Below are 15,234 nucleotides of genomic sequence, written 5' to 3' on the forward strand. Positions count from 1 at the left end.
TATCCATGAACCCCACGCGTCAACGCCGGCTAACCATCATCCTCGCTATTCTCGCTGCCGTGATCGTGGCGGCAGCCTTGGTGGTCTACGCGCTACAGCAAAACATGAATTACCTGTTTACGCCGAGCCAGGTGCAGGCAGGGGAAGCGGCGTCCTACAAGACCTTCCGCCTTGGCGGCATGGTCAAGGCCGGTTCGATCCAGCGCAGCAGCGATTCGCTGAAAGTCACCTTCACCGTGGTCGATGCAGGCGGCGCGATGCCAGTGGAATACAACGGCATCCTGCCGGACCTGTTTCGCGAGAACCAATCGGTGATCACCACCGGCCATATGGATGGCGCCCGCTTCATCGCTACCGAAGTGCTGGCCAAGCACGACGAAACCTACATGCCGAAAGAGCTGAAGGATGCAATGGCCAAGGCGCATGCCGGCAAGCATATCGATGAAACCGCCAATCAGGATAAGCCGCAGCCATGACCCCCGAACTCGGCCAGCTTGCACTCATTCTTGCGTTGTTTCTCGCGCTGGCGCAGAGCGTGCTGCCACTGATCGGAGCGTGGCGCGGCAACCGTGCTTTGATGGCGGTGGCGCGTCCGGCTGCGACCGGGCAAGCGGTGTTCGTGGCATTGGCGTTCGTGATTCTTGTATCGGCGTTTCTGCGCTTTGATTTTTCCGTGCAGTACGTGGCCGACAATTCGAATCTGCAACTGCCCTGGTATTACCGCATCGCCGCGGTGTGGGGTGCGCACGAAGGCTCGATGCTGTTGTGGGTGCTGATCCTCAATGTGTGGACCGTGGCGCTCACGCTGTTCAGCCGCCGCCTGCCGGATGCGTTTCTGGCGCGCGTGCTGGGCGTGCTCGGCATCATCTCGACCGGGTTTCTGTGCTTCATCCTGTTCACCTCCAACCCCTTCGCGCGCCTGCTGCCGATGCCGCCGGACGGCGCGGACCTCAATCCGGTCCTGCAAGACCCTGGCATGACCTTCCATCCACCCGTGCTGTACATGGGTTATGTGGGTTTCTCGGTGGCGTTCGCGTTTTCCATTGCCGCCTTGCTTGGTGGCTCCATGGAACAAAGCTGGGTGCGCTGGGCGCGGCCGTGGACCAACGCCGCGTGGGGATTTCTTTCCTGCGGCATCGTCGCCGGCAGCTGGTGGGCCTATGCAGAATTGGGCTGGGGCGGCTGGTGGTTCTGGGACCCGGTGGAGAACGCCAGCTTCATGCCGTGGCTGGTGGGTGTGGCGCTGATCCATGCACAGGCAGTCACGGAGAAACGCGGCTCGCTGCGTGCGTGGACCATCCTGCTGTCGCTGTTCGCCTTCTCGCTGTCGCTGCTGGGCACGTTTTTGGTGCGCTCGGGCATTCTCACCTCGGTGCACGCGTTTGCCTCCGATCCGCGCCGCGGCACCTTCATCCTCGGCTTTCTCGCCGTGGTGGTCGGCGGCTCCTTGCTGCTGTATGCGCTGCGCGCGCCGAAGGTGGCTGGCGGCAAGGCGTTTGCGCTGGTCTCGCGCGAAAGCGCGATCCTGATTGGCAACCTGATGTTCACCGTGGCCGCGGCCATGGTGATGCTAGGCACGCTATTCCCGCTGCTGGGTGATGCCTTGAACCTGGGCAAGATCTCGGTCGGACCGCCCTACTTCGGCCTGCTGTTTCCCTTGCTGATGCTCCCCGTGGTGCTGCTGCTGCCGTTCGGCCCTTACCTGCGCTGGGGCAACAGCGAAGCGCCCGTGCTCAAGCAAGTGCTGGTGCGCGCAGCCATCGCCGCGGCGGCCTGCGCGGTGATCGCGGCGTTCTTCGTACAAGGCCAGCTGAAGGCCATCGCCGGCGTGGCCGGCGCCGTGTGGGTGGGCGTCGGCGTGGTGCTGTACATCGTCAAGCGCTGGCGCGACATGTCGCGCGGGCGCCGCTATCCCGCCGAGATGGCCGGCATGCTGCTGGCGCACTTTGGCGTCGCGGTATTCCTGATCGGCGTGATGCTGTCCGAGTCGCTGAGCGTGACGCGCGACGTGCGCCTGTCGCCAGGACAAGTCGCCACCGTCGGCGGCTATGAATTTCGTTTCGACGGCGTAAGCCAAACCACCGGTCCGAATTGGACCGCGGAACAAGGCGTGGTGACGGTGACCCGCAACGGCGCGCCGGTAGCTGTCATGCATCCGCAGAAACGCACCTACGCACACGAACAGGTGCAGACCACCTCGGCCATCGATCCGGGCATTACCCGCGACATCTATGTGGCATTGGGCGAGCCCATGGACCCGAACCACGTGTCAGGCGCGTGGGCTTTGCGCCTGTATACCAAGCCGTTCGTGCGCTGGATTTGGGGCGGTGGCCTGTTCATGATGCTGGGCGGCTTCGTCAGCGCCGCAGACCGCCGCTTCCGCGTGAAGCGCGAGGTGGAAGCCACGCAGGCCGTCACCGCCACGCTGCAGGAATCGCAGGCATGAGCCGATTGCTGCCGTTCTTCGCGTTCATGCTGCTGGCGGCGTTGCTCGGCTTCGGCATCTGGTGGAACAGCGCGCACGATCCCACCGCCGTGCCTTCGCCGCTGATCAACAAGCCGGCGCCCGACTTTGCACTGCCCATGCTGGACACGCCGGCCAAGACGGTGAGCAAGCAATCGCTGCTGGGCAAGCCTTACCTGGTGAACGTGTTCGCCAGCTGGTGCTTCGCCTGCGGCGAAGAGCATCCGGTGCTGATGGCCGAATCCAAAGACCTCGGCGTTCCGCTGATCGGCTACGACTACAAGGACGATCCCCAGGACGCGAAAGCCTGGCTGGCGCAACACGGCAATCCCTACGACATGGTGATCGCCGACACCAGCGGCCATACCGCGATCGACTTCGGCGTGTACGGTGCACCGGAAACCTTTCTGATCGACGGCAAGGGCGTGATCCGCTACAAGCGCATCGGCCCGCTGACGCCGGAGGTGATTGCGCAGCAGCTCAAGCCGGCGATCGAGGCGTTGCAGAAGGAGGCGCCGTAATGGCGAAGCTTCTGCGCACTGCCGTTCTGCTGCTCGTCACTTTCGCCGGGATCGCAGCGGCGCAAGCCATCGATCCGCTGCCCTTCCGCGACCACGCCGAAGAACTGCGCTTCCAGCATCTCACCAGTGAACTGCGCTGCCTGGTCTGCCAGGACGAAAACCTGGCCGACTCCAACGCCGACTTCGCGCGCGACCTGCGCCACAAGGTGTTCGAGCTGATGCAGCAGGGCAAGAACGACGCGCAGATCAAGCAGTACCTGGTTGACCGCTATTCCGACTTCGTGCTGTACGACCCGCCGGTCAATCACCGCACCTGGCTGCTGTGGTTCGGCCCGCTATTGATCCTGATCGCCGGCGCCCTGGTGGTTGCCAACACTATCCGCAAACGCAGCCGGTCCGGCGCCCCCGCCGCCGCTGCACCCACCGAGAACGGGGACGATTGGTGAAACCGCTTTTCTACATGGCCGCCGCAGTGATGATCGCTGTGGCGCTGGCGTTGCTGTTGCTGCCGTTGTTGCGGCATGGGCGGCAAGCAGGCCGCCCGCGCAGCCTGTTCGTGCTGATGCTGTGCATCGCGCTGGTCGTTCCGATCGGGGCGGCGCTGCTGTATTGGCGCATCGGCACACCGGTTGCGCTCAATGGCGTACCCACCCAGACGCAGACGATTACCGACGTCAACAAGGCGCTGGACGAACTGCGCGCGCACTTGGCCGCACAACCGAACGACGTGCAAGGCTGGCTGCTGCTGGCGCAAGCTGATATGGACATGCAGCAGCCGGACCAGGCGCGTGACGCCTACGAACAGGTGCTGAAGCTCAAGCCGGACAACACCACTGCCATGGTCGGCTGGGCGCAGGCCGACTCCACCGCAAGCCCAGACCACCACATCAGCGATCGAGGACGCGCATTGCTGGAACGCGCCGTGCAGCTGGAACCGGATAACCAGCGCGGACTGTGGCTGCTGGGCATCAGCGATTTCCAGCAAGGCCGCTTTGCCGAAGCCGCATCCACCTGGCGCACCCTGCAGCCCATGCTGCAGGCGGGCTCCACCGTCGCCCAGGCGGTTGCGCAGCAGATCGCCATGGCGGACGCGCGCGCCGGCGCGCCGGTTGCTTCCTCAAGCATGGCGGCACCGCCGTCGTCCGGGCCTGCCTTGCAGGTAAACGTGAGCGTGGCGCCCGCGCTCAAGGCCAAACTTGCCGCCGGCGATACACTGTTCGTCTACGCCCGCGCGAAAAACGGCCCGCCCATGCCGCTGGCCGTGACCCGGCTCGATGCCAGGCAGTTGCCCGCCACCGTCACGCTGACCGATGCCATGAGCATGTTGCCGTCGATGAAACTCTCCTCGGTGCCGCGCGTGGTGATCGGCGCGCGCATCAGCCATAGCGGCAATGCCATGCCGCAGGCGGGGGACCTGGAAGGCGACGGCGGCACGGTCGATGTGGATAGCAGGACGCCGGTGAAAGTCGTCATCGACAAAGTGCATGATTGAAAATCGGTTAGCGTTTATGCCGTTTCGTGCTGTCTGATGTCCTGATCGTCATGCCGGCGCAGGCCCGAATCCAGTACAACACGCCGTTCGAACCACTCCGCAGGCCTACATGAGCGACGCACGCCAATACTTCAGCCTGCCCTCCCCGTTCGCCATGAAACGCGGCGGCAGCTTGCATCATGCACACATTGCCTACGAAACCTGGGGCAGTTTGAACGCCGCGCACGACAACGCCGTGCTGATCTTCACCGGCCTGTCGCCGAGTGCGCATGCCGCATCCAACGCACAGGACCCTTCGCATGGCTGGTGGGAAGACATGCTCGGCCCCGGCAAGGCGATCGATACCCACCGCTGGTTCGTGATCTGCGTGAATTCGCTGGGCAGCGACAAAGGTTCCACCTGCCCCGCGTCCATCGATCCGGCGACCGGCCAGCCATATCGGCTCAGCTTTCCCGACCTTTCGCTGGAAGATGTAGCCAATGCCGCCCACGCACTGATCAGCAGCCTGGGCATCGAGCAGCTCGCCTGCCTGATCGGCTGTTCGATGGGCGGCATGAGCGCGCTCGGCTACATGGTGCTGCACCCCGGTAGCGTGCGCGCGCACATCAGCGTGGACACTGCGCCGCAAGCGCAACCCTTTGCCATTGCCATCCGCTCGCTGCAACGCGAAGCCATCCGGCTCGATCCGAACTGGAATGGCGGCCATTACAACACCGAGCGCTATCCGGACATCGGCATGAGCATCGCGCGCAAACTTGGCGTGATCACCTACCGTTCCGCGATGGAATGGAACGGCCGCTTCGCGCGCATCCGGCTCGATCCCGAGCAGCGCGAAGAACAGCCCTTCGGTGTCGAATTCCAAGTGGAGTCCTATCTCGAAGGCCATGCGCGGCGCTTCGTGCGCACCTTCGATCCCAACAGTTATCTCTATCTTTCGCGCGCCAGCGACTGGTTCGACATCGCCGAGTACGGCAATGGCAGCGTGCTGGAAGGATTGAAGCGCATCCACATCGCGCAGGCGCTGGTGATCGGCGTCAGCACCGACATCCTGTTTCCGCTGGAGCAGCAGGAGCAGATTGCCGAAGGCCTGGAGGCCGCCGGCGCCAAAGTGGACTTCGTGGCGCTCGACTCGCCGCAAGGCCACGATGCCTTCCTGGTGGATATCGAGAATTACAGCCGCGCGATCGGCGGATTTCTCTCACGCCTGTAATGGCGTCGGGACGTGCGTCTCAAGCGGAAACTCCAGCGACCTGAACTCGGCGAACATCTTTTCCGCCTCCGGCAGCTCGCGCAGCGGCACGTACTCGCAGACGGCCGCAAAACGCTCCCACAGGTCGACCACGCGCGCACTGGTATGGGCCTCCTCGATGGCGCCGTCCTTCCACTCGAACACCTCGACGATGATGCCGTCCAGTCCGCGCATCGCCTGGGCGGGCCGGTCGGTGACCAGTCCCAGCGTGCGCAGGCATGGCACGTGCTCGCGAACCAGGGCCTCAAGCTCCTCCGCGCACCCCGGTTTCGGACGGTACGCTACAATCACCATCACACCCATGTGACGCTCCCCTCGGCAATTTGAGGGAAGGCTAGCAGAGAAGCTTCAAGCCGGCGTCAAGGCCCTGGCTTGCACGGGTGGCAAGCCTTTCAGATTGATCGAGACCATCGATGCTCACCACCGAATTCCCCGGCTGTCGGAAACTCATTCAGGCGATCGACACGGCTGTCGCCAAGGCCTCCACCCCCGCCATCACCGACAGCCTGCGCAACAGCCTGTGCAAGTTGATCCAGGGCCAGGAAATCGTGCTGCCCGCGTGCGTCTTCGAGACCGCCGAGGACCGCTACGCACGCCGCGAGCTGTACCACAGCGACGAATACGGGTACTGCGTGGTGGCCATGACCTGGGGCCCCGGCCAAGGCACCCCCATCCACGACCATTGCGGCATGTGGTGCGTGGAAGGCGTCTGTAGCGGCGCGCTGGAGGTGGTCCAATACGAACGCCTGCCCGCCGGCGACCAGAACGACACGTACCGCTTCCAGCCGGTCGGCTCCATCCAGGCCGGCCCGGGCTCCGCCGGCAGCCTGATCCCGCCGCACGAATACCACACCATCCGCAACCCCAGCGAGGATGCCATCGCGGTGAGCCTGCACATCTACTCCGGCAACATGACCCACTGCGCCGTGTTCCAGCCCAAGGACGGCGACCGCTGCTACGAACGCCAGGACCGCCAGCTGAGTCTCGACCCGGTGAACTGAAACCGGCATAATAGGCGTTCGCACTTGCCGGTGTGGCGGAATGGTAGACGCGGCGGACTCAAAATCCGCTTCTGGCGACAGAGTGTAGGTTCAAGTCCTATCACCGGTACCAAGTGACATGAAGGCCGCTTTCGCGGCCTTTGTTTTTAAGCTATCTGCGCCAATCCGCTGATCAAGCTGCTACGCGGATGCCCGGCACGTGTGCACGCCGCGCTGGAGATACCACGATCTCAACGTGTTGATCGAAGGCGACCAGTGCTCGCATCAGCCGTTCAAGCGAGATGTTCTGCAATTTGCAGCGGCGAACCTGGGACACCTTCGGCTGCGTCATGTCCGTGATGGCTGCCACCTCCGTCTGGCTGAGTCCGCGCTGGTCGATCAGCTTGCTGAGCTTGAATGCAAGCATCACAGTCGGTCGAACTCTGTAACTTCAGCTGCGCACGTCAGTTGATTGCCCAGCCAACGGACAACCATGTCGAACCGCAATCACTGAAATACGATTCCACCCCGTTTTGCACGAACCGATGCGGGAATAGAGTGCTCACGTCCCACGTGCATCTCAAAAGGAATCCCCATGCATTCGTATCAAAGGTTTTTTGTATTGGGCGTCGCGGCGTTCGCCTTGGCGGCGCCTGCTGTTCAGGCCGCCACGTCGGCGCAGGAAAAGGCGCAACAGACATCCGACGCAGCCAGCATGTCCATGGCCGTCCCCTCGTGGCTGGTCGGCACGTGGACGCTGGTGCGTTGTGACAACGTGTATCCCGATGGGCATCGCGTCGAATTGTACGGGCCGCATCCGCAGGGCATGTGGATGATCGACGCCAAGGGCCATTACATGATGCAGATCGCTCGCGTGCAACGTACGCCATTCGCCACCGGTGACAAGTCGAAAGGTACGCCGGCGGAATATCGCGCCGCTTCGCTGGACAGCAATGCGCACTTCGGCAGCATCAGCATTCAGGGCGGCCGGATGGTGACGCACATCGAACAGGCATCCTTTCCCAACTGGAATGGCCGTAGCAGCAAGACCAGCTACACCCTCAACGGCAATCAGCTCACCTATGTCGTGGCCAAGCCCAGCAGTGGTGCGTCGCAGGGCGCGCATGGCGAAGTGACCTGGCAACGAATGGAATAAAGCGGGCAGCCCGCGGCCCCGGCGTAGGCCGGGCCGTGAATCGCTATGCCGCCGAAAGGTTCTTGAACGCCATGGTCAAGGTACGCATGGCGTTACGCGAGCGGTGATCGTTGAGCGCCGTGTACAGCACCACATCCTGGCTAGGCAGCGACGGCAGCGACAATGCCGGACCGACATCGGTGGTGCCACTGGGCGCCGTACGCCGCGTCATCACCGCGATCGCCAATCCTGCTGCCGCGGCGGCACCGACCACCGCAGCGCCCTTGCCGATAAACACTTCGGTCCACGCGATACCGGCCTGGTCCAGCGCACGCACGGCCGCGGCACGGATGCCGCACGATTCGCCTTGCGTGGATAGCGGCAAAGGCTGGCCAGGGCGAAGCTCCCAGTTTACGGCACCGATCCAGGCAAAATTTTCGGTGAAGATGGTTTCGCCTTGGTTGCGGCGATTGTCCGCCTGCAGCACCAGCGCGGCATCAAGCGTGCCTTCCTCATACGCCTGCATCACTTCGCGCGACCCGGCCACGCGCATCTCGATCAAAAGGTGCGGATCGTGCTCATTCATGCGGCGCAACAACGCCGGCAGCTCGCTGCCGACGATCAGTTGGCTGATGCCGATCGTCAGCCGCCGCTGCTCGACCTGGAACGAAGCGATGGCGCGCTCATGCGCGCCGACGAGCGAGCGCGCCGCATCGAGAAAAATGCCGCCCTCCGCGGACAGGCGCACCTGCCGTGGCGTACGTTCCAGCAAGCGCCGGCCGAGCTGTTCTTCCAGGCGCCGCAGCTTCAGGCTGAGCGCGGACTGGGTGGTATCGAGCACCTCCGCGGCGCGCGTGAAGCTCTGCAAATCGGCAATAAACACAAACGCTTTGACGGCGTCGAGATCCAGCGCTTTCATGGTTTCATCACAACGTTTTGCAATCGCTGGAATATACATCCATGGCGTTTGGCCATGCATGGGCTAAACGCTTGCGCTCCCGCCCGGCTTGAACGCCAATCCGGCCAATGCGCGCGAACAGCGCTTCGTCGATGTGCCGGCGCTTCCGGCCCGGTCTTGCACACACCCACAGGGCGATCGCAGTGACGCCGACGATGCCGTTGGTATCGCCGAATGGAAACAGGTTGGCGAATCAGTACCGCAACGTCATCGTCAGATGATACGCAGCGTCATTTATCTTCTCGCTCGGATTGCGTCCGCAATATTCGTCCAGAAAACTTCTGACGGCAGTTCCATCCGCCTGTTTCAACCGAAAGCCGGCCATGCTGGCGGCCGTGATGAAGCCCTGCGTCCAGTCGACTAGCGGCGTGTAGTTGAAGAAATCCCCTGTCTTCCTCGCTTCAACCCAATCGCCGCAGGATGCATTGCCCGCGCCGTAAACCATTCCATCGTCATCCGCCCGTGCGGACATGGATGAGCACACGGCCCAGACGACCAGTAGCACAGCCAAGGTCAACTTCATAACCCTTCCTCTATCGATAATCCAGTTGAACCAAAACCCGCTCAATCCGATTCACCATCGGCATCGAGAAGCATCCATCCATCCGGCGCGAAGTGAACGACCGACCGCTGCCGCGCCCGCAGGCGACGCGCGGTGTCCAGCGATGCCGCCAGCACGGGCGCCATCTCTGCGAGCTCCACGGCGCGATTGCCACGGCGCCGCTGCTTGCCCGCAAAACGCACGCGGTTGTACTGCGACCACGAGCCCATCAACAGCGCGCAGACGATCGCCACGCACAGCACGATGCTCAGATCGTTGGCGGCATGCAGCGGATGCATCAGGCCCAACTGCTTGAAGGCGTCTTCCACGCCGAGCAGCCAGGCGATCAAGGTGAGCAAGGGCAGCCACAGCGATATCCAGAGCGTCCACGCCACCATCGTGATGAGAGTGAACAGGGTGCGTTGCAGCGGCGACTGGCGGTGTGGCCGGTTGATGATGAAATCGGCTTTCATTGGATTCCCCTGTCAGGACTGGTCCAGATCGCCAGCGTGCCCTTGCGCTTCAGGATCGCCTTGGGCAACGCCACGACGGACGTGGCGGTGGTCAGCATCCAGTAGACCAGCGGATACCAGATCATCCAGTAGTAGTTGCGGCCGACGCGCGCTTCGTAACGGCGGTCGATCAGCAGGCTGATGAGAAACTGCGCCATGCACACCATGCCGAGCACCACACCGTTCCATTGCGGGACGAAGGTGGGAACGTGCAGCGATGCCGGCAACGGCAGGACCAGGCCGAGCAGCCACAGCAGCATGATGCCGGCCATGTCGAACGACCACACCAGGCTCACCAGATACTCCAGCGCCACCATCCACATGCGCCGCTGTCGCCAGTGCAAGAGCTTCAATCCATAGCGCAGCAGCACTTCCGAACCGCCCTGCGCCCAACGCAGGCGCTGCCGCCACAAACCACGCAGCGTTTCGGGCATCAGGATCCAGCACAGCGCATTGGGTTCGTAGCGAATCTCCCAGTGCCGCATCTGCAAGCGCCAGCTCACGTCGATGTCTTCGGTCACCATATCGGTGTTCCAGTAGCCGACATCGTGCAAGGCAGACTTGCGGAACGCGGAGATCACGCCGGAGACAGTAAAGATACGCCCGTACACGCGCTGCGCACGCTTGATCAAACCGATGATCGAGGAGAACTCGCCCACCTGCAGCCGGCCCAGCAAGGTGGAGCGGTTGCGGATGCGCGGATTGCCGGTGACCGCGCCCACGCGCGGGCTTTCCAGCATGTGCATCACCAGCCAATGGGTGGCATATGAATCGAGCAGGGCATCGCCGTCCACACACACCAGGTAGTCGCCCTGGGCCGCAAGCGCTGCCGCGCGCAAACCGCTGGCCTTGCCGCGGTTGGTGGCGAAATGCAGTACGCGCAGTTCCGGAATCTCTTTCAGCAATTGATCGAGCTGTGCGCCGGTGTCGTCGGTGGAACCATCGTTCACCGCGATGATCTCGAACGCCGGATACGTCTGCGTGGCCAGTTGCTCGATGGTTTCGCGCACATGCGCGCTTTCGTTGTGGCAAGGCACGATCAGGGACACCAAGGGGTACGCAGGCAGCGGCGGCGGTTTCACGCGCGACGGCTCCCTGCGTTCCCAGCGGAAGAAATAGATCAGGCCGCCGCTCATCCAGATCAGCGACATCGCCAGCGGATAGAAGAAGGCGAACCCGAGCAAGTCATGGAGCGCGTGACTGATCATCGTTATCGCTCCGGGTAGGGGTAATCGGCGATCGAGATCGCCGGACGAACCGCTTCCAGCTGTGGCTGGTTGCGAATGAAGTCATCCGGGTAGTAACCGAGGTGCCGCGCGCCTGCGATCTGCAGCAGGCGGAGGCGCGCGTCGACGTCTTCATCGGTGATCGCGCGGCCCGTGCGCCAGTCGCGCGTAGCCAGTTCGAACAATGTGCGATCCAGCGCATGCGGACCTGCATCAGCCACTCGCGCAACCAGTGCGCGGTACCAGCTCTCGTTATCCGCCTGCTGGTCCAGTTGCGGCATGGCCATGACGGCGGTGAGGTCGTAGTTGGCCAGGAACGCGGGCAGGCTTTGCGCGAACCACGCTTCGGATTGCGGATCCATGATCGGCCGCACATACATGTTGCGCACCGTTTTCACCTCCGGTCGCCAGCGCCGCACGCGCGCTGTCAACGCATTGGTGAAATCGATCAACGCCGTGGTGCGCTGCGCAGGCGTCATGTTCGACCATGGGCCGAGCTGGTCCGTGTCGCGGATATAGGCGTCGTCGGAGAACAACAGCCCGGCTTCATCGGCGTGCATGGCAAGGTCTTCGTAAACGTCGCCGATCCATTGCCGTACCCGCGGGTCCCACGGCGCAAGGCGATAGTGATCGCCACCCGGCTTCGGTTCACCGCCCAGCGAGGGCAAGTTCGGCGCATCCGGGAAACGGAAGGCGAGTACCGGCATCCACGCGTATACACGCACTTGTGCGCGCGTGCGTAGTTGCCAGGCCACACGCGAGAACAGGTCCGCGCGCATCGGCAGATGGCGATTCGGGAAATACATGGCTTCCGCCACGCCATCGCCTTTCGGGTCGGCATAGGCTTGCAGCCATACCTGGCTGGGATGCATGCGGCGGATGCGATCGAGCAGATGCGAAAGATTGCGTTCCTGTTGCGCCGGATCCGGATCGTAGACGTAGTCCAGATCCACCTGCACCGCACGTACCGGTTCGACGCGCGCGCGGTGGCGAATCAACCAGCCAAGCCGATTGGCGCTGATGTTGCCGCTGACCAGCAGACGCGGCAGCGTGTGATCGTCCGGCGAAACGGGGATGGCATCGTCCAGGCTGAAGGAAAGGCCCATGCCTTCGCTGGCTGCCACCTGCGTCGCTATCTGGTTGTAGGCGCCGTAGGGCCACACGATGGCGCGTGGCCGGTGGCCGGTGGCGTGCTCGATTTCCTCGGCGCTGTGCTGCAAATCCTTGCGCAAGCGTGCGGTATAGGCGGCAACGCTTTCGTAGCTTGCCGTGCGCGGGTCGTACTCGAGGCTCACCACCGCGGGCAGCTGATTGCCTTGCGGATTGGCCATGATGCCTTCGTGCAGATCCCAGGTGTGCGAGGCGAATGCCACCAGGCCGGACTGCTGGATTTCACGCACCTGTGCCCAGCTCAGGAAGCAATCCCGGGCACACGGACCGCCGTTGTACGGCATCTTCTGGCCCGGTGGCATATCCATCCACGAACCTACCAGGGCCGACACCGCCGGATAGTGGTAGGCACGCAGCAACGGATACACGCGCGTGTAGAAACTCTCCAGCCCATCGTCGAAGGTAAGCAGCACGGCGTGCGGCGGCAGTGGCGCCCCGCCCTGGCGCGCCTCGATCACCTGATCGAGGCTCACCACGTGATAGCCGTTGGCCTTCAGCCAGTCGAAATGCTCGATCAGGTGATCGGTGCTGGTGGCGTCCGGATCGCGATCGCCCTGCAAGCCGACGTCGTCGCGCACGTCGTGATAGGTGAGCACGATCAGGGATGCATCCGGTACGAACTCGTTGCCGCGGACCAGCGGCGCAACGATCAGCAGCAGCACGGCGAGCAGGGCCAGGCGCATCGCTACTCTCCCCAATGCATGGATACGTCGAGCACGACACGCGATTCGTGCCGGCCGTCGTAGGGTTGCCAGTGCCAGCTCACGCCCCAGCCGAAACGCAGGCCGGCATGCGGCTGGAAGAGTTGCCCGTAGCGCGCGCTGGCCATCCAGCCGGTTGCAAAATTGCGTTCCCCGTAGCGACCGACCGCGACATCGAAACGCTCACTCCAGACCCGGCTGTCGTACTGGTTGAGTACGTTCTGCAACACACCGGTCAGCGCGTAAGAGCGATCCCATGACGGATTGAAATATGGGCGATTGGTTTCGCTATTGGTCGAGCCACCGATTTCCACGCCGCCATCGAAGCTCAGGTTCGGCCCGGTATGCAGCCGCTGCACGGCATCCGCCAGCCAGCCCTTGCGCAGGTTGCCGTCGGTGAATGCGTCGCGATACACCGCCAGGCGGGCGGACGTCAGTTCGCTCGCGCGCCACTGCACGGCGGTGCTGAAGGTTTTGCCGGTGATGCCGTAGTACTGCGCACGCAGCGGAATATCCGCGCCGGCGCTGGCCCAGTCGGAAGACCACGACCACTGATCGCTGATCGCCCAGTTGAAACCGGCTTCGATATCCGTGCGCCGCACATAGCGATCCACCGCGGGCAGCGCCTGCACGTAGAACGACAGATTCGGCATGAAGCCTTGCAGACCGAGGCCGCCGCGATCCCTCGCGACGTGACCCTCGGGTAAAGCGGCGGACGATGCCCGTGCCAATGCCAGCACGCGCCAATGATCGTCGATCAGCGGACTGGCCAGCGTCGCCAGTGTTTCCTGGTCGCGATCGCCATAGTCCGGGCTGTTGCCCCAGCCGTTGTCGTGCGTGAGGTCGAACTGCCAGCCGCGCTGGCGATCCCATGCCTGCAGCGCATCCTGCACGCGGCCACTGCGGCCGGCTTGCTGTTGCGCCTGGCCGAGTGCCGTCTGTGCGCCCGCGTAGTCGTATACGGCGCTCCTTACATCCGCATCGTCCAGGTTGGCGTTGGCGTCGTGTTCGTCTTCGAGCGCATCGGCGATCTTCAAAGTTTCTGCCGCGCGGCGCGGCCAGCCACGCGCCAGTTCCGCCATGGCCAACTGGCGGCGCAGGTCCACATTGCCGGGCGCTTCGGCGCACATCGCGGCAAGGTGCGCGTAGGCGTCGGCCAGCTCGCCCGCGTCTTCGTGCAACTGGATGGCGTTGGAGTCGGCATCGACCTTGCGCGGGTTCTGCCCGACGCCGCGAACGCCCGGCGTGTGCAGCCAGCGAGGCTCTTTGGCGGCCAGCTGGTCGATCGTGGCGAGCGCTTCGTGCGTGCGCCCCGCATCGAAATACGCGGAGGCCAGGCCGATACGTGGATCAGCGTCACCAGGCTGATAGGGACCGGGATCACGGCGAATGCTGTCTTCGTAGAGCCCCATCGCTTCGCGGGGCCGGTGCTCCTGCATCATGGCGTCGGCCACCGCACGCTCCGCATAAGGCGGTAGTGGCACGCCTTGCTGCTTCATCTGCGCGTATTCGGACAGTACTTCGTGCGCGCGGTCGCCTTGGTCCAGCGCTACCAGCAGATCGAGCTGCGCGCGCCTGCGGATGTTCGCCGGCGCGCCGGCGTCATTTGCGATGCGCCGTATATCTTCGATGGCCTTGTCGTCATCCGCATAAGGCTGCGTGGCATCGGCAGGGATGCCCTTGGCCCAACGCACCTCATGCGAGGCGTAGTCGGCCTGCAGTCGTTCGCGCTCGGCCGGGCTGAGCGGCGGCGAAAGCGTGGCCGCCAGTTCCTTCGCGCGCGCAGAGCCGCCCAGTTCCGACAGCAACTGGATGGCAAGCAACTGCGCACGGCGATCGTCGGGCCAGTGCGCCAGCACTTCCTGGCAATGGGCGAGTGCCTCGATGCGATGTCCCTCGGCGTGCTCGGCGCGCGCCTGCGTCAACAGCGCTTCGCGATCGGGCGCATCCTGAGCGGCCAGCGTTTTACCCGTCGCGCACAAGGCCAGCGTGACGAAGACGGCCAGCGTCGCGCGCCGCAACGCGGCTGCTCGCACCGCCGATTCCCTGCTTTTTTGAACGCACTTTTCCATCGCCAGACTGCTCCTCGCGTCCAACGTGAAAATATTCAGTTCGGTGAAGCCGCTTACCCCCCTGCTCCGTCGAACTCCCTCTTACAGGTATAGAGGGGCAAGAATCAGGCCATCAGGCGGTTGAGGAATTCTCACGTGACAAAGACGCCACCCGCGGATGGCCTACGCGTGAATAGATGCGCGCCATAACGCGACGAGCCTGATGTAATTAGC

16 protein-coding genes and 1 tRNA gene are annotated in these 15,234 nt (G+C 63.6%); 9 read left to right on the plus strand and 8 right to left on the minus strand.

Annotation, left to right across the window (positions count from 1 at the left end):
- Window positions 1–5 precede the first annotated feature (5 nt).
- The 6 genes from ccmE (at window position 6) to metX (ending at window position 5,687) form a co-directional block, all read left to right on the plus strand.
- Window positions 6–476, plus strand: a complete 471-nt coding sequence (gene ccmE, locus VMA74_RS00360; RefSeq protein ID WP_325363670.1) for a cytochrome c maturation protein CcmE — start codon at window positions 6–8, stop codon at window positions 474–476.
- Window positions 473–2,446 (plus strand): heme lyase CcmF/NrfE family subunit, encoded by a 1,974-nt coding sequence (locus tag VMA74_RS00365; protein ID WP_325363672.1) that lies wholly within the window; start codon window positions 473–475, stop codon window positions 2,444–2,446. The genes ccmE and VMA74_RS00365 overlap by 4 nt, the downstream gene beginning before the upstream one ends.
- Entirely contained in the window at window positions 2,443–2,985 is a 543-nt protein-coding gene (locus VMA74_RS00370) for a DsbE family thiol:disulfide interchange protein (protein WP_325363674.1), read from the plus strand. The genes VMA74_RS00365 and VMA74_RS00370 overlap by 4 nt, the downstream gene beginning before the upstream one ends.
- Window positions 2,985–3,431, plus strand: coding sequence for a cytochrome c-type biogenesis protein (locus VMA74_RS00375; protein ID WP_325363676.1), 447 nt, complete (start codon window positions 2,985–2,987; stop codon window positions 3,429–3,431). The genes VMA74_RS00370 and VMA74_RS00375 overlap by 1 nt, the downstream gene beginning before the upstream one ends.
- Entirely contained in the window at window positions 3,428–4,477 is a 1,050-nt protein-coding gene (locus VMA74_RS00380; protein WP_325363678.1) for a tetratricopeptide repeat protein, read from the plus strand. Before VMA74_RS00375 ends, VMA74_RS00380 begins: the two co-directional genes overlap by 4 nt.
- A gap of 109 nt (window positions 4,478–4,586) precedes the next feature.
- Window positions 4,587–5,687: a homoserine O-acetyltransferase MetX gene (metX, locus tag VMA74_RS00385; protein WP_325363680.1), complete on the plus strand. Its 1,101-nt coding sequence runs from the start codon at window positions 4,587–4,589 to the stop codon at window positions 5,685–5,687.
- Here metX and VMA74_RS00390 read toward each other — a convergent pair.
- Complete coding sequence (locus tag VMA74_RS00390; protein WP_325363682.1) at window positions 5,676–6,029, minus strand: hypothetical protein; 354 nt, start codon at window positions 6,027–6,029, stop codon at window positions 5,676–5,678. The genes metX and VMA74_RS00390 overlap by 12 nt on opposite strands.
- Window positions 6,030–6,139: 110 nt before the next feature.
- Here VMA74_RS00390 and VMA74_RS00395 point away from each other — a divergent pair, with 110 nt between their 5' ends.
- A complete protein-coding gene (locus tag VMA74_RS00395; protein ID WP_325363684.1) occupies window positions 6,140–6,727 on the plus strand; it encodes a cysteine dioxygenase family protein in 588 nt (195 codons plus the stop codon).
- A 26-nt stretch (window positions 6,728–6,753) separates the two neighbouring features.
- Window positions 6,754–6,839: transfer RNA gene (locus VMA74_RS00400), tRNA-Leu, on the plus strand.
- A 60-nt stretch (window positions 6,840–6,899) separates the two neighbouring features.
- Here VMA74_RS00400 and VMA74_RS00405 read toward each other — a convergent pair.
- On the minus strand, window positions 6,900–7,133 hold the full coding sequence (locus tag VMA74_RS00405; RefSeq protein WP_325363686.1) for a helix-turn-helix transcriptional regulator: 234 nt from the start codon (window positions 7,131–7,133) through the stop codon (window positions 6,900–6,902).
- A gap of 168 nt (window positions 7,134–7,301) precedes the next feature.
- On the opposite strand from VMA74_RS00405, the gene VMA74_RS00410 reads away from it, so the two are divergent.
- A complete protein-coding gene (locus VMA74_RS00410; protein ID WP_325363688.1) occupies window positions 7,302–7,862 on the plus strand; it encodes a lipocalin-like domain-containing protein in 561 nt (186 codons plus the stop codon).
- A 43-nt stretch (window positions 7,863–7,905) separates the two neighbouring features.
- On the opposite strand, the gene VMA74_RS00415 is transcribed toward VMA74_RS00410, so the two are convergent.
- The 6 genes from VMA74_RS00415 to pgaA all read right to left on the minus strand — a co-directional run bounded on the left by VMA74_RS00415 (window position 7,906) and on the right by pgaA (window position 14,985).
- Window positions 7,906–8,760: a LysR family transcriptional regulator gene (locus VMA74_RS00415; RefSeq protein WP_325363690.1), complete on the minus strand. Its 855-nt coding sequence runs from the start codon at window positions 8,758–8,760 to the stop codon at window positions 7,906–7,908.
- 232 nt (window positions 8,761–8,992) lie between these two features.
- Window positions 8,993–9,322, minus strand: a complete 330-nt coding sequence (locus VMA74_RS00420; RefSeq protein ID WP_325363692.1) for a hypothetical protein — start codon at window positions 9,320–9,322, stop codon at window positions 8,993–8,995.
- 41 nt (window positions 9,323–9,363) lie between these two features.
- Window positions 9,364–9,813 (minus strand): poly-beta-1,6-N-acetyl-D-glucosamine biosynthesis protein PgaD, encoded by a 450-nt coding sequence (gene pgaD, locus VMA74_RS00425; RefSeq protein ID WP_325363694.1) that lies wholly within the window; start codon window positions 9,811–9,813, stop codon window positions 9,364–9,366.
- Complete coding sequence (pgaC, locus tag VMA74_RS00430) at window positions 9,810–11,060, minus strand: poly-beta-1,6-N-acetyl-D-glucosamine synthase (protein WP_325363696.1); 1,251 nt, start codon at window positions 11,058–11,060, stop codon at window positions 9,810–9,812. The genes pgaD and pgaC overlap by 4 nt, the downstream gene beginning before the upstream one ends.
- A gap of 2 nt (window positions 11,061–11,062) precedes the next feature.
- Window positions 11,063–12,931, minus strand: coding sequence for a poly-beta-1,6-N-acetyl-D-glucosamine N-deacetylase PgaB (gene pgaB, locus VMA74_RS00435; RefSeq protein ID WP_325363698.1), 1,869 nt, complete (start codon window positions 12,929–12,931; stop codon window positions 11,063–11,065).
- A gap of 2 nt (window positions 12,932–12,933) precedes the next feature.
- Entirely contained in the window at window positions 12,934–14,985 is a 2,052-nt protein-coding gene (gene pgaA, locus VMA74_RS00440; RefSeq protein ID WP_325363700.1) for a poly-beta-1,6 N-acetyl-D-glucosamine export porin PgaA, read from the minus strand.
- Window positions 14,986–15,234 lie beyond the last annotated feature (249 nt).

Origin of the sequence: Dyella sp. (assembly GCF_035508675.1) — a bacterium.
Classification (GTDB): domain Bacteria; phylum Pseudomonadota; class Gammaproteobacteria; order Xanthomonadales; family Rhodanobacteraceae; genus Dyella_B.